The 13593-nt window shown below is 53.1% G+C and carries 12 protein-coding genes; 3 read left to right on the top strand and 9 right to left on the bottom strand.

Annotation, left to right across the window (positions count from 1 at the left end):
- Nucleotides 1–3 precede the first annotated feature (3 nt).
- The 4 genes from SIB79_RS02335 to SIB79_RS02320 all read right to left on the bottom strand — a co-directional run bounded on the left by SIB79_RS02335 (nt 4) and on the right by SIB79_RS02320 (nt 3847).
- Complete coding sequence (locus SIB79_RS02335) at nt 4–993, bottom strand: acetyl-CoA carboxylase carboxyltransferase subunit alpha (protein ID WP_011130598.1); 990 nt, start codon at nt 991–993, stop codon at nt 4–6.
- A 26-nt stretch (nt 994–1019) separates the two neighbouring features.
- Nucleotides 1020–2057 carry a long-chain acyl-[acyl-carrier-protein] reductase gene (locus SIB79_RS02330; RefSeq protein WP_063403738.1) on the bottom strand — a complete coding sequence of 346 codons (1038 nt, stop codon included), beginning with the start codon at nt 2055–2057 and terminating at the stop codon, nt 1020–1022.
- A 162-nt stretch (nt 2058–2219) separates the two neighbouring features.
- On the bottom strand, nt 2220–2951 hold the full coding sequence (locus SIB79_RS02325; RefSeq protein ID WP_063403737.1) for an aldehyde oxygenase (deformylating): 732 nt from the start codon (nt 2949–2951) through the stop codon (nt 2220–2222).
- 74 nt (nt 2952–3025) lie between these two features.
- Nucleotides 3026–3847: a creatininase family protein gene (locus SIB79_RS02320; RefSeq protein ID WP_063403824.1), complete on the bottom strand. Its 822-nt coding sequence runs from the start codon at nt 3845–3847 to the stop codon at nt 3026–3028.
- Nucleotides 3848–3916: 69 nt separating this feature from the next.
- Here SIB79_RS02320 and SIB79_RS02315 point away from each other — a divergent pair, with 69 nt between their 5' ends.
- The 3 genes from SIB79_RS02315 to pgeF are packed head-to-tail and all read left to right on the top strand — an operon-like array spanning nt 3917 to nt 6929.
- Nucleotides 3917–5182, top strand: coding sequence for a S1 RNA-binding domain-containing protein (locus SIB79_RS02315; protein ID WP_063403736.1), 1266 nt, complete (start codon nt 3917–3919; stop codon nt 5180–5182).
- The gene (locus tag SIB79_RS02310) at nt 5179–6078 is read left to right on the top strand and encodes a Tab2/Atab2 family RNA-binding protein (RefSeq protein WP_011130603.1); all 900 of its coding nucleotides are present in this window, start codon (nt 5179–5181) and stop codon (nt 6076–6078) included. Before SIB79_RS02315 ends, SIB79_RS02310 begins: the two co-directional genes overlap by 4 nt.
- Nucleotides 6075–6929 (top strand): peptidoglycan editing factor PgeF, encoded by an 855-nt coding sequence (gene pgeF / locus SIB79_RS02305; RefSeq protein ID WP_063403735.1) that lies wholly within the window; start codon nt 6075–6077, stop codon nt 6927–6929. The genes SIB79_RS02310 and pgeF overlap by 4 nt, the downstream gene beginning before the upstream one ends.
- Here pgeF and SIB79_RS02300 read toward each other — a convergent pair.
- The 5 genes from SIB79_RS02300 to hemH form a co-directional block, all read right to left on the bottom strand.
- Nucleotides 6914–8590 (bottom strand): NAD(P)/FAD-dependent oxidoreductase, encoded by a 1677-nt coding sequence (locus tag SIB79_RS02300; protein ID WP_063403734.1) that lies wholly within the window; start codon nt 8588–8590, stop codon nt 6914–6916. The two genes, pgeF and SIB79_RS02300, sit on opposite strands and share 16 nt — an antisense overlap.
- A gap of 73 nt (nt 8591–8663) precedes the next feature.
- Nucleotides 8664–9929 carry an ABC transporter substrate-binding protein gene (locus tag SIB79_RS02295; protein WP_074161337.1) on the bottom strand — a complete coding sequence of 422 codons (1266 nt, stop codon included), beginning with the start codon at nt 9927–9929 and terminating at the stop codon, nt 8664–8666.
- A gap of 110 nt (nt 9930–10039) precedes the next feature.
- Nucleotides 10040–10402: a hypothetical protein gene (locus tag SIB79_RS02290; RefSeq protein WP_063403733.1), complete on the bottom strand. Its 363-nt coding sequence runs from the start codon at nt 10400–10402 to the stop codon at nt 10040–10042.
- Nucleotides 10402–12183: a biosynthetic-type acetolactate synthase large subunit gene (gene ilvB / locus SIB79_RS02285; RefSeq protein WP_074161336.1), complete on the bottom strand. Its 1782-nt coding sequence runs from the start codon at nt 12181–12183 to the stop codon at nt 10402–10404. The genes SIB79_RS02290 and ilvB overlap by 1 nt, the downstream gene beginning before the upstream one ends.
- Before the next feature lie 208 nt (nt 12184–12391).
- Complete coding sequence (gene hemH, locus SIB79_RS02280) at nt 12392–13567, bottom strand: ferrochelatase (protein ID WP_063403731.1); 1176 nt, start codon at nt 13565–13567, stop codon at nt 12392–12394.
- Nucleotides 13568–13593: the final 26 nt, after the last annotated feature.

Raw genomic sequence — 13593 nt, 5'->3', positions numbered from 1 at the left:
ACCCTAGGCAGGCAAGCCGGTTTCCGACGAGCTTGGATCGAGAACACGACCCATCGCCCGGAATTTTCGATACCGCGCTTCGCGAAGCTGATTAACCTTTAAACCAAGAAGCTCATCGAGGTGCCGCTCGATAGCCTCTCTGAGCACCTCTCCCGCCTGAAGAGGGGCCCAGTTGTTGCCTCCAGCTGGTTCTGGAAGCACTTCATCCACCACTCCTAAGTTAAGGAGGTCTGGACCAGTGATCTTCAAAGCAGCAGCTGCCTCAGGAGCTTTGGCGGCATCTCTCCAAAGAATCGAAGCACAGGCTTCCGGACTGGCCACGGTGTATACGCTGTGCTCAAACATGAGCAAACGATCAGCTACGCCAATTCCAAGAGCGCCACCCGAGCCTCCTTCACCAATCACCGTGGCAATCACTGGCACGCGCAAACGGAACATTTCACGCAAGTTGACTGCAATGGCTTCCCCTTGCCCCTGCTCCTCGGCAAGCAGGCCTGCATATGCACCTGGCGTATCGATGAAAGTGAGGATGGGTAAACGAAAACGATCGGCATGATCCATCAGACGAAGAGCCTTGCGGTAACCACCAGGCGTAGCCATCCCAAAGTTTCTAGCCACATTTTCTTTTGTATCCCTGCCCTTTTGATGTCCGATCAGCAGCACAGAGCGCTTACCAATACGGCCCACACCACCAACCAACGCCTGGTCGTCGCTACCACGACGGTCACCGTGCAACTCAACCCAGTCGTCGCAAAACATTTGGATAAAATCCAAGGTGCTCGGCCGGTGAGGATGTCGCGCGACTTGTATTTTTTCGGCCGGTGTAAGAGCTTGAAAAATTTCCTCCCGTCTACGAGCCGCCAAAGTTTCTAACTGGAGCAACTGCTGACTGACATCGACTTCGGAATCGCGTGCAAGCTCTCGGATCTGCTCAATCTGCTGCTCTAGTTCTACCAATGGCTTTTCGAACTCAAACAGATAACGACGAGCCATAACAAGAGAAGATCCGGAAACAAGGTTCAGGCTGCAGCAGCCTGAAGTTGGTGATTGAGATTGAGGCTTGAAAAACCATGACGCAAAGACGCCATGCCGATAAAATCCATTTTCTCAAGGGTGATCTGGTTACGCCCCCAACTGAAGTTTGTGTGGCAATTCTCAAACTCCAACAGCATTGCTTCTGCAAAACAGGCAAACATTTGCCTCGCAGGCTTATCCATTTCTGCAATCCAGCCAACATCCCAGCTGATGTCATTGCAGAACTCAACGATTCCTCCTTTGAGCACATGCACCCCACTACCAGCAAACTTTGCATCTAGGTTCTTCGGATAGCCCCCATCAATCATCAAGCAAGGCTTGCGCAAACTCTCCATATCGATTTCCAGGGTTCTAGGCATGCTGGCAACCCAAACCACAACATCAGCTTCAGGCAAGGCCTCTTCAAGACTCAGTATTCTGCCGCCAGCCAATTCAGTTTGAAGATCTATAAGAGGTTGTTGCTGTCTAGCCACCAAAAGAAGTTCAGCGACACCCGTTCGAGAGGAAAGCCAACGGCAAACAGCACTACCTATATCGCCAGTGGCACCAACTACCGCTACACGCGCCTTGCTTAAATCAATGCCCAAAAGTGGTGCATTGTTCTCAAGCTGACGACAAATAACCCAAGCAGTATGAGTGTTGCCGGTTGTGAATCGCTCCCATTCAAGAGTGGTGTTTCGTACATGTTGATGCTTAAGAAGATTGAAGTTCTCAAAAATAATTGAGGTAAATCCGCCTAGGGCACTGATCTGAATGCCTCTCTTCTGCGCCATTTCCATGGCATTGAGAACTTTGCGACGGGCAGTTTTGAACCGACTCAACATTTCTGGCACAAAACATGAATCGATATAAGCCCCTTCTATTTTCTTTCCTGTAAGGCTTTCTACCTCAATCTGTTCCAAAAACTGCGGAGGAGCACTGCACCAAACATCTAGGTCTCCATCTAGATGGTCATAGCCAATCTGAAGTGCCGTCTTCCTGGCATCTTCAAAACTGGTGGAATGACCGATCAGACCAAACATGTAGTGCTGACGTACGGCAAAGCTGAGCCCACCCTATAAGCCCTGGAGAGGTCCAAGTCAACCATGATCCCATGAATGCTGATCTTTACGGTCAATTGCTTGACCTTCAACCGGGCTGCTCACAACTGAACATAAGCAAAAAGGAAGCTCAAAGGCAGCAGTTCAGCTCACAAGAGCTGCCGCTGCCATACGGGTAATTTCACGAGTGTTAAAGCCAATCTCAGTGAGAGATTCCTGGTAGGCGATTAAGAAATCCTCAATCAGATCTTCCTTGTCCATCTGCAGCACAGCAGCATCACCGGCCACCTGATCAAGCATCCTGCGAATCAGAGGCAGGTTCTCGCGATTGGCCTCAAGCAACTCCTCACGGCAACTCTCCAAATTGGCCTTGAGCCAAGCCTCGCCATAATTGAGGTGTGTGTACTCGTCCTTCACGACACCTTCAGTAATCTTGCGAGCAAAGGGGTCAGAAACAGGGATATAGGTGTGATAAGCCGAAATAGCAAAGGCTTCAATCAAGAGCGCCTGGATCAGCAAGCATGTAGGTGTTTTCCCTTGTTCTAAGGCTGTCTGGAAGTTGTCACGCAAAGGAGCAAAAAACTCCCTTGCGAAGTCCATGTCAGCCTCAACGCCAAGGTTCTTGCCGCAAGCTGTAAAGCCCTTCTTGTGCCTCATCTCCATCTTGGCAAGCCGCTTGAGCTCTTCGACATGATCGGGAAGCAGCGTGCCAATCGCGATGTAATTGTCATGGGCTTCCTGTTCGCCCTCAATGACTATTGCGTTGATTCTGCTGTATGCATCCTTATACCTATCTGAAGTGAAGTCTGGCAGGGCTTCTGAAGATCCAACATTGCTGTCAAGAACAGCTGCCACAGGCATCTCTAGCGTAGGCATGGATCTTTTAAAAGTCGTAAGTCGAGAGACTTTAACCCTCTACTAGGGAAAATTGACTCAAGCCGCCCTTTAAATCACAAGCCTTCTGGTTCTCTCACCGGAGGCCATTGGCTTCCCATCAGGCTGATCAGCAAATTAACCCAGTGATCAACCAAAGCCTGCTCCAATGCTTTCCCTAGCGCAGCATTAGCCTCTCGACTATCACCGATCACCCCGGACTTACTGAAATCGTCCGTAAGCCAAGCACATGGAGCATGCCCCTCAAGGCTCCAACCCATCGGCGGAGTGGTGGATAGGCCAGGGGTGTAGTGGTCACCATCGACAGGGCGCTCAAGCCCTACCAACTCAGGGGCCATGGACAGCATCAGGCTGGTTTCAGCCAGACCAGCATGCAGCCCTACCTCACGCTCACTTTCAGGGAGCAAATCCTTTAATGCCCCCACACCACTCCAGAGAAAACAGGGCAATACAGCCATCGCAGGGCATTGAGCACGAAGCTGCCGAGCCGCCACATGCAATAAGCCAATCTGGCCTCCATGTGCATTGAAAAGCAGCAAACGACGAACTCCCATGGCCGCCAATTGCTGACCAACTTCGATGACCAGCTGAAACATCAGGTTCGCTGAAAGGGAAAGAGTTCCTGGGAATGCCTCATGTTCCGGAGAAAATCCCAATGACTGGGCTGGCAACATCCAGATCGGCAGGTCAGCAGGCAAGCGTTCAAGAACCTCTACCAACATCCGCTCTGCGAAAAAAGCGTCCGTTATCAGAGGCAAATGCGGACCATGCTGTTCACAGGCCCCGAATGGCCAAACCAAGGTGGATCCCTCCAGACCAACCGCCTCTGCAGCCTCTGGCCAGCTGAGATGGTCAAAACGCCTGCAAGAAATAGACATCAGCCCCAATCTGCGAACAGAACCCCACCCTGCCTGTCAGAATGCTTGATCGACGACCCCAAGGCCCCCATGGCCGGATCAGGCAGTCCGCAGCCCAATAAACCAAAGCCCCCTAAACCCGCAGCGGAAGCCCCTCGCAAGCCCCTGCAGGTCATGCACATCAGCAGACGTGGGGAACAAGAAAAGCTAGTGCGAGAAGCCGCCGAAACAACTTCACCTGGCAGCGAAGCAACTGCAGCATCAGGCCAGCTCAGCAACGCCCCCAATCGATCCGTCTCAGCTGATGCAGCCTCAGATGCGAGTCGTTTTGATCTCGGCGAGCTGCAAAACATGACGATGGCCGATCTACTTGGTCCGGCCGATCAGTCACGCCGAAGCGCTTCGGCCCCGAAGGGCATCGATCATCGCAACGAAGAAGGGCAATCCAATCCAGCACGCAGTGTCGACGATTTCGACTTCGATGAAGACGCCTTCTTGGCTGCTCTAGATGAAAACGAACCAATTGGAACCACAGGGGAAGTGGCTACAGGCAAGGTCATCGCTTTGGAAAGTGATGGTGTTTACGTCGACATCGGCGGCAAAGCACCAGGCTTTATGCCCAAAAATGAATGCGGCCTTGGCGTGATTACCAACCTCAAAGAGCGCTTCCCAAAGGGTTTAGAGGTCGAAGTACTCGTCACTCGAGAGCAAAATGCCGATGGGATGGTCACAATCAGCTGTCGAGCTCTAGAGCTGCGTAAGAGCTGGAGCAAGGTGCAGCAGATGGAGAAGGAAGGCAAGGTCGCCCAGGTCAAGGTCAATGGATTCAACCGTGGTGGAGTGACCTGCGACCTTGAAGGCCTGAGAGGATTTATCCCCCGCTCTCAGCTCCAAAATGGAGAGAATCACGAAGCGCTTGTCGGGAAAACCCTTGGTGTGGCATTCCTGGAAGTCAATCCAGAAACCCGCAAGCTGGTGCTTTCAGAGAAGCGGGCCGCTACCGCCGCCCGCTTCTCTGAACTTGAAGTAGGACAGCTCGTGGAAGGTCAAGTCGTAGCAGTGAAGCCCTACGGTTTCTTCATAGACCTAGGCGGTGTGAGTGGCCTCCTTCACCAATCCATGATCACCGGTGGCAGTCTTAGATCCCTGCGGGAGGTATTCAACCAAGGCGATCGAGTCAAAGCCTTGATCACCGAAATGGACCCTGGTCGCGGACGCATTGCCCTGAACACAGCCCTACTGGAAGGACAACCGGGCGAACTCCTAATCGAAAAAGATAAGGTTATGGCTGAAGCGACTGATCGAGCCAACAAAGCTCGTAACGTCCTTAGGCAGCAGGAACAGTCAGCAGGATGATTGCTGCCAATACGCCCAACATCACAGACCAACACCCTAAGACTGACTGGGAGCTCGACTTCTACTCGCGACCAATCCTTGAATCTGACGGCAAAAAACGTTGGGAGTTGTTAATTAGCAGCTCCCAGGACCCGTCAGGAACTGCACCATTCCGCTGGGTAAAACGCTGCCCTGCAGGAGAAGTCAATTCACTGTGGCTGACCGATGCCCTGAGAGAGGCCCTGAAAGACTCTCAGGAACAAGGCTGGGAGGCCCCTCTCAGGCTTCGCTGTTGGCGTATATCGATGCGAACCATGGTGCAACGGGCTGCCGCAGAGCTTGGCATCGAAGTCATTCCAAGCCGCAGAACCTATGCCCTACTCGACTGGCTCGCCGAGCGAGAACGGGATGTCTACCCCCTTGAGGAGGGCTACATGGCTGGTCCACTGGCTCCTCCCCCAACTCCGATACCAACACCCCCAGTGCCTCTACCTGAGGCTGTAAGGGGAGACGCCTGGAGCTGGGCCTCCCTACCCTTAGGTTTGCTACGCGAAGCCCAAGAGTGGCCAATCGGCTTCGGCGGCCTACTACCAGTTGGAGCAAACGACAACGACAACATCCCCGTACCAGGTGTACGGATGTTCAGTCAAACCCGTGCTTTGGCTCTAGCAGGCTGGCTTGGAGGCCTGGAACCAGTTTGCTTGGCCGTCGATGGCACGCAGCTGATGCTTGAAGCAGGTCAAGACGATCGCTGGCTGGTGACGGATTTGGATGACAAAACAGCCACGGCAGTTCAACAGAGCCTCCTAGAAGCAAGAGAGCAAGCCGGCGGACTGCAATTCATCTCTGTGCAGACCTCCCCAGAGGAAAAACGGTTTGCTGGTTTCTGGATGCTGCGTGACCTGCCGCAACCATGACATCGCTGGGGCCGGCAGCGGAAACTGACAACCAAGACCCGCTTGCTACTCCAGATACCCTTTTCAACCAACTCAAAGGATGGACCTGGGTCGGTTGCTATGGGGGCTACTACCTGCAGGCCGACCTTCTACAAAAGGCTGGTTTCGAACATGGATTCTTCACGCGACGCTGGCAAGATCGAGGCCCAGATCAACTAGCTGGTTACCTAAGCGCAGGCATTAGCGTTCATAGACCCCAACAAGTTCATGGCGGCAAGGTGCTCCAAGCCTCACAAGCCAACCGCCCACCCTGGCCGGAGGCTGATGGCCTCGTCAGCGACAGGGGTGGACAAAGTCTCTGGGTCTGCACTGCCGACTGCACTCCAATACTGATTGCCGACCAGTCCACGGGGCATGCAGCCGCATGTCATGTGGGCTGGCGAGGCGTAGCCGCCAAAATCCTGCAGGAAGTTCTAGCAAAGTTGGAATCTCGAGGAGCAAAAATCGAGACTCTGCTTGTTGCTCTAGGACCAGCTGTAAGCGGTTCCAACTATCAGATTCAAGTTGATGTTGCAGAAGCTGTGGCCAAAAGCCTCGAAGCAGATCCAAACAACCCAGCAATCCAGCTGGAGAAACGGCTCTCTGCACTCAAAGAACGAGGCATTCTCGATGCAGACAAACAGCCACAGCGATTGCGTCTCGACATTCGCTTGGCTGCTGCTGAACAACTAAAACGAGCTGGGTTAAGCAGCGAGCAGATCAGCAGTTGCCCGCTATGCACAGTGGCAGAGCCCAGCCTCTTTTACTCATGGCGCAGGGACCACATCAAAGCTGTGCAGTGGAGTGGAATCGTTGCTCAAGCTGAAGACTGAGCAACCACAAGCTGTTTCGCCAGGGCTTCTGCAGCCCTAATCCCATCAATGCCAGCCGAAAGGATGCCTCCGGCATAACCAGCCCCTTCTCCAGCAGGAATCAGCCCAGTGGTGTTAAGCGACTCAAAGGAGTTATCCCTGGGAATACGCACAGGCGATGAGGTTCGGGTCTCAACCCCAGTGAGTACAGCATCAGGATGCTCATAGCCTGGTAAACGCCTAGCGAAGGCCGGCAAGGCCTCTCTTAAAGCCTCAATCAACGGAGCCGGCAACATCTGATTCAGGTCAACCAACGTGATCCCTGGCAGATAAGAGGGAATCACCTCACCAAGGCAAGTTGTAGGCCTGCCCGCCTGGAAATCCTCCTGGCGCTGAGCAGGGGCGCAATATCCACCCCCTCCAAGCTGAAAAGCCCTTCGTTCCAAGTCCCACTGCAAGGCCACTCCTGCCAAAGGATCTCCTGGCCAACGCTCATAACTGCACAAATCCTGATGCTCCAAATTCACAACCAAGGCACTGTTGGCATTGCGTTCATTGCGCGTGTGTTGACTCATGCCATTGGTAACCACGCAATCTGCTTGCGATGTAGCACCCACCACAACTCCCCCCGGACACATGCAGAAGCTATAGACAGAGCGGCCATTACGAGCGTGATGAACCAACTTGTATTCCGCATGGCCGAGTTGTGGATGACCCACCATTGGACCCCAGCGCGCGCGATCGATCAGAGGCTGGGGGTGTTCGATGCGGAGTCCTACAGAAAAGGGCTTGGCCTCAAGCTTCACGCCAACCCTTTCCAACATGGCGAAGCTGTCCCGGGCTGAATGACCCAGGGCAAATAACACATGCCGACTGCAAATTGTGCTGCCATCGGCAAGCTTCAGCCCTACCACCTGCAAAGGCTTGCCAGTGCGTGAATGATCTAAATCTCGCCGCAGCAGCAATTCATCAACTCGAGTCTCAAATCGAATCTCACCACCAAGCTCCTCAATTCTGGCGCGCATTCCACGCACCACCGTGGCCAATTTGTAGGTGCCAATGTGAGGTCGGTGCACCGTAAGGATCTCTGGATTGGCTCCACTGGCCACCAATTCTTCAAGCACCTTGCGCCCATAGTGTTCAGGGTCACTCACCTGGCTATAAAGCTTTCCGTCTGAGAAAGTCCCCGCCCCACCTTCACCGAATTGGGCATTGGAATCAGGATTGAAAGGCCGCTGTCCCCTCCAGAAAGCAAAGGTTTCTAGCGTGCGCTTTTTGATCGACTGACCGCGCTCCAACAGCAAAGGCTTGAAACCCATCTGTGCCAGAAGCAGAGCTGCAAAGTAACCACAAGGGCCTGCACCCACCACAACCGGCCGCTGCGTTTCTACTTGAGGGAAATCTGTTGGCGCCTGCGCAACTGGGTAATAGCGGGTGTCTGGAGCCTTACGAATCTTTTGATTGCCTGCGTGGCGTTTCAACAGAGCAGCTTCCCCTCGAACCTTCACATCCGCGCTGTAGATGAACTGGATCCGCTCATGACGTCGAGCGTCAATACTTCGTTTCACCAGCCTGTGATTGATGAGCTGGGAAGGCGGAATACGCAACCGCTTAAGGATGACTGCTTCGATCGCCTCTGGCGAATGATCAAGGGGAAGCTTCAACTCACTCAACCGCAACACGTCATCACCTCACACGTAAAGCGCATCAGCTCCATCCAATCCTGATTCAATCCCAGCAGATTCGAGTTCTGCCTCAGTCAGGCCCCAAAGCAGAAACTCGTGTAAAAACTGTTGTCCCAGAAGGTGTATGTCCTGCTCGCAAAGCAAAACTGCTAGCGGCGCCCTCCAAACGCACTTGTTTGCCTTCGAGCCGCAAGCGCAAAGCTTTGCAAAGAGGCTGGGGTTCACTTTCTGCATCAACCCATCCAAGAGGATCAGCGCTTCCCTCTGCAGAAGCTTTAGAAGCAGACATCGTTGACAGCGCAATTATTCGAGCAGTATCAAAGCCAGCAGCGGCCAACAAATCGGGCGCCTGCCCCCAATGCTGCTCAAACGATTCAGAAAATTTCTGCCAACCAGGCCCCCGTGAGGATTGCTTCAACAAGAGCTGCTCCCAGGCTTCTGGACCGATATCACTCGCCAAATCCGATGATGCAAGCCATACCCAGGCTGGATGTTGTGGTCCCCGCCCAAGCGATCCATCCATCTGCGCATTTTTCAAAGCCTGCGCAAGAGGACCTGATGGGCGAGACGCCAAGACAAGAGCATCAGGTCCTAGCCAGACCAGGTCCTGCTGCAAACGCTTAAGTCGTTCGCCATCGTCAGGATTCACGCTCTGCACCAACTCGGGCTCGTAGCTCTCCACCCTCCCCCCAAGGATTTCAAAGGCTTCAATAAAAGATTTCGCTGCAGCAACACCAAGCTCAGATGGATCTCGCACCACCATGACGCGGCGCCAACCCTGCTCCATCACTCGCTGAGCCATGGCCTGATGATCATCGCGAACAGGTGCCACCAAGAACCACAGGCGTGAACGTGCATCCAGCTCACCAAGACTTCGTAACGAAGCGCCCCGCTGATAAGGCAACACCACACTGAAATTGCGCTTAGACGCCAGAGCAGAAAAAGCACGAAGATCCGCAGCAGGAGGCGCCACGACCAACTTCAACCGCGGGTTACCTGATAAAGCCACAGCAGGATCATCATCCAGATTGAGAAGACGCAACTTCACAGACGCCAGCGAAAGACCGCAACCTCTTACCTTCTCCTCTCCCAACTGGAAGCCCTTGAGGAAGATCTCATTGGCACCTTCTACAGCAGAGTCCTTTGGCAACAGAACCACCACAGATGGAGACAGCAGCCCACTTGCCGAAACCGCCTGACAGCCAAGGAGGCTGGCAAAAATCATCAACCAGCTCCGCCAGGGAGCCTTAAAGAACCTTTGCCTCCAAGACCCACTTGCAATGGAATCTGCAGCCAAAGACGAACCACTTGAAGGGGCCGCTTGGGAGGGGGCCATGATCCTGAAGACCCAACGTCATCAGAGTAGGGCTGATGGATCAGACACCTCTGGCTTTATCACAAGATCTTTCTAGAGAAACAATTTGATCCTGCAGAGCCACTCCTATCTCAAGTCTGAGGCGAATCGCAAGTTAAACGACCTAAACCAGAAGCCGCTAGCCCTGCACTGAGATCTACATCGCTGCCGATGGATGTCACCCGCGCCAAAAGCACCCCTTCGCTAGAACCTTCTGGGCGCAGATTGACCCGCCGGCGCCTGGGTAGCTCTGACTTCAACCAAGCCATCGCTTCCGCCTCATCAGATGGATCCACCTGCAAACAAGCAAGACGAACGGTATAGGTTCGGTTGTGGTCACCAACCAGTAGCAACGAGGAGCTACTCACACGCAGCACTTCCGCCGCCATGACAGGCAATGGTGCGATGAACAAAACAAGCAGAATGCTTAGAAGAACAAACTGCAGTCGTTGCATCACAGAGAAACCCCAGAAAGTTCAGGGTGGTTAGATAAACCCACCATTTGAGCGTTGCTCTTGCCAGGAGGAACCATCGGATAGCAATTTTCATCACGTCGCACATGCACGTCGATGAGCATCGGACCTGGAGTCGCAAGGGCCTGCTTCAAACTTGACCTGAGATCCTTTCGCTCAGTAATCAACACCCCACCAACCCTGAAGGCCTTCGCCAATGCCACGAAATCAGGCATGCCCGGAAGCATGTCAGTGGCTGAATAACGATCTTCGTAGAAGCTTTGCTGCCACTGACGAACCATCCCTTGCCATTGGTTGTTCACAATCACAATCTTGGCTGGGATGTTGTACTCAATCAGTGTTCCCAACTCCTGAATATTCATCAGGATGCTGGAATCACCAGCGATACAAACAACCTGTTCATCTGGCAAAGCAATTTGAACACCAATAGCAGCTGGCATCCCGAAACCCATCGTTCCCAATCCCGCGCTACTGATCCACTGACGAGGCCCATTCCGTAAATATTGAGCCGCCCACATCTGATGCTGGCCCACATCAGTTGTTATGTAGGCCTCAGGAGCCAAGTCCCTTATCGCCAAGAGCACCTCCTGAGGATAAATTGGACCCTCCTCAGGCGGAGTCATCAAGGGGTAAAGGTTCTTCCAACTCTCAATACGAGTTAGCCATGCTGAAGTCCTCAACTCAACAGACTTTTGCTTACTCAAGTCCAATAACTTCACCAAGCTGACACCAACATCACCCAATACCGCAACATCAGGACGTCGGTTCTTAGCTACTTCTGCTGGATCAATTTCAAAATGAATCACTCTTGCGCGGGGCGCAAAAGTATCAAGCTTGCCTGTAACACGGTCATCGAAACGTGCACCAACAGCGATCAACAAATCACATTCAGTAACTGCAAAGTTTGCATAGGCAGTGCCATGCATTCCCAACATCCCCAAAGCCAAAGGATGTCGCTCATCAAACGCCCCCTTACCCATCAATGTGGTGGTGACAGGTATCTGGTGACGTTCTGCAAAACCCTTAAGACTCTCGTGAGCTCCGGCAGAAATAACTCCTCCGCCAACGTAAAGGAGAGGCCTCTGAGCATCATCAATTAAATCGAGAGCCGCCTCAATTGAGGAAAGTTCTGGAGCCGGGAATCGGTGAAATCCTGCAGGCACGACCGATCCATGTTCAACTGGCTGATAGTCGAATTCCTCCTGGCCCACATCCTTAGGGATATCAATCAACACCGGACCAGGTCTCCCAGAAGCTGCAATAAAAAATGCTTGAGCAACAACCGAAGCCAAATCACCCGGATCGCGAACAACCCAGGAGTGTTTCACGATAGGCAGAGTGATCCCGAAAATATCAGTTTCCTGAAAAGCATCTGTACCAATGCATGGTCGAGGGACCTGTCCTGTAATCACCACCATTGGAACAGAATCCATCTGAGCCGTGGCGATACCAGTAACCAGATTGGTTGCGCCTGGCCCAGAGGTTCCAAAGCAAACTCCAACACGACCTGTAGCCCTTGCATAGCCATCAGCCGCATGGGCGCCCCCCTGCTCATGGCGAACAAGGATGTGCTTCAACCATCCCTGCTGCTCAGCCTTATAAACGGCGTCGTAAATCGGAAGGATTGCACCACCTGGATAACCAAAGATGATCTCCACACCGTTGCGGCGAAGAGCATCCATCAGGGCATCGGCGCCCGTCATACGCTTTTGCACTTGTTGTGATGAACCACCGAGAGCCGTGGTTGAAGAAGTCAAAGTCACGGCAGTGGCAAAGCATGGTCTGCTTCTAAAGATTAAGGGCCTGCCGTACAGATTGCCTATTGGTTCTTCACCATCACCAGCAAAATCAATCCGTCAGTGAGCCTGCTGCCTGAGGGCGAATGCCCCAATACAAATGGACTCCGTTGAGAACAGTCATCCCAAAGACGAACCAACAAGAAGAGTGAGACGACCCTTAACGAGCCAACACTCAGAGCAGACCGATCGCGTGCAAAGGGCCATGGCCACTGATCAGCTCCAACAAAAAAGCCGCAAACCCAAGCATGGCTATGCGTCCATTCCATGCTTCAGAACTGGTATTCAAGCCCCATTGCCATCTCTCCTGGGGATAGAACTTCACTCGACCGGCCAGCTTGGCAGCCTCATCGAGATTGATCTCTGGCCCCTCAAGACTGGATCCAACCAGATCGGCCAAACCCTCAATGAATGTGGGGTAAGTATCAAGAGCAGGCACCCGCCTGAAATGAACAATCCCTGCTTCGGTCGCCAGCTCGCGGTATTCGATATCAAGCTCGGCGAGAGTTTCGATGTGTTCGCTCACAAAGCTGATCGGCACAACCACTAAATCCCGTGTACCAGCCTCACCAAGCTGCTCAATAACTTGATCGGTATAGGGCTGAATCCATTCCTCTGGACCCACTCGGCTTTGATAGGCAAGGGAATGAGGATTGCCATAGCCAAGAAGGTTTTCCAGCTCAGCCATGATCAAAGTTGTACAAGCCTCGATCTCCTTCTGATATGGATCACCTGCTTGTTCGACATAGCTCTTGGGCACTCCATGAGCACTAAAAAACACTTGAGCTTCTTCAGGTACATCACTCAGCCGAACCTGCTCAGCGATCAACTCCGCCATGGCACAAACATATCCAGGGTGGTCGTACCAGCTGCGGATACAACGTATTGGCAGCTTGCGGAAAGATTCATCCGTCTGTCGCAAGCGCTGCAACTCTCGAAAACTCGAGCCACTGGTACTAATCGAAAAATGAGGGTAGAGGGGAAGCACCACCACCTGATCAATCCCATCAGCTTTGATATCTGCGACAGCGGATTCTGTGAATGGATGCCAATAACGCATCGCCACATAGCTCGTGGCATCGATACCGCGTTGCCGAAGCAAGCTCTGCAACTCCCGAGCCTGTTGTTCAGTGATCCGCCGCAGAGGTGAACCGCCCCCGATTGAGCGGTAAGCCTGCTCGGATTTACTGCTGCGCAGCGTGCTGATCAACCAGGCCAGAGGCCTCTGAAGAGCGGGGTTAGGCAGCCGAATGATCTCCGGATCGGCAAAAATATTAAAGAGAAAAGGCCCTACATCCTGGATACGTTCAGGCCCCCCTAGGTTCATCAAGAGGACACCGACCCGGGCCATATAGAAGAGAGTTCTTTAGAGGGACT

This window comes from Prochlorococcus sp. MIT 1342, from assembly GCF_047304495.1.
In the GTDB taxonomy this organism is placed as follows: domain Bacteria; phylum Cyanobacteriota; class Cyanobacteriia; order PCC-6307; family Cyanobiaceae; genus Prochlorococcus; species Prochlorococcus marinus_D.
The sequence above is the reverse complement of the archived record's forward strand: the minus strand, read 5'-3'. Positions and strand labels throughout refer to the sequence as shown.

What these genes read in the sequence shown, in the direction of transcription:
- SIB79_RS02320 (WP_063403824.1), bottom strand. Translation starts at nt 3,847, where the DNA reads ATGTCTATTTCTTGCAGGCGTTTTGACCATCTCAGCTGGCCAGAGGCT.
- hemH (WP_063403731.1), bottom strand. Translation starts at nt 13,567, where the DNA reads ATGGCCCGGGTCGGTGTCCTCTTGATGAACCTAGGGGGGCCTGAACGT.
- SIB79_RS02295 (WP_074161337.1), bottom strand. Translation starts at nt 9,929, where the DNA reads ATGGCCCCCTCCCAAGCGGCCCCTTCAAGTGGTTCGTCTTTGGCTGCA.
- SIB79_RS02315 (WP_063403736.1), top strand. Translation starts at nt 3,917, where the DNA reads ATGGCCGGATCAGGCAGTCCGCAGCCCAATAAACCAAAGCCCCCTAAA.
- SIB79_RS02335 (WP_011130598.1), bottom strand. Translation starts at nt 993, where the DNA reads ATGGCTCGTCGTTATCTGTTTGAGTTCGAAAAGCCATTGGTAGAACTA.
- SIB79_RS02310 (WP_011130603.1), top strand. Translation starts at nt 5,179, where the DNA reads ATGATTGCTGCCAATACGCCCAACATCACAGACCAACACCCTAAGACT.
- SIB79_RS02325 (WP_063403737.1), bottom strand. Translation starts at nt 2,951, where the DNA reads ATGCCTACGCTAGAGATGCCTGTGGCAGCTGTTCTTGACAGCAATGTT.
- pgeF (WP_063403735.1), top strand. Translation starts at nt 6,075, where the DNA reads ATGACATCGCTGGGGCCGGCAGCGGAAACTGACAACCAAGACCCGCTT.
- SIB79_RS02330 (WP_063403738.1), bottom strand. Translation starts at nt 2,057, where the DNA reads ATGTTTGGTCTGATCGGTCATTCCACCAGTTTTGAAGATGCCAGGAAG.
- SIB79_RS02290 (WP_063403733.1), bottom strand. Translation starts at nt 10,402, where the DNA reads ATGCAACGACTGCAGTTTGTTCTTCTAAGCATTCTGCTTGTTTTGTTC.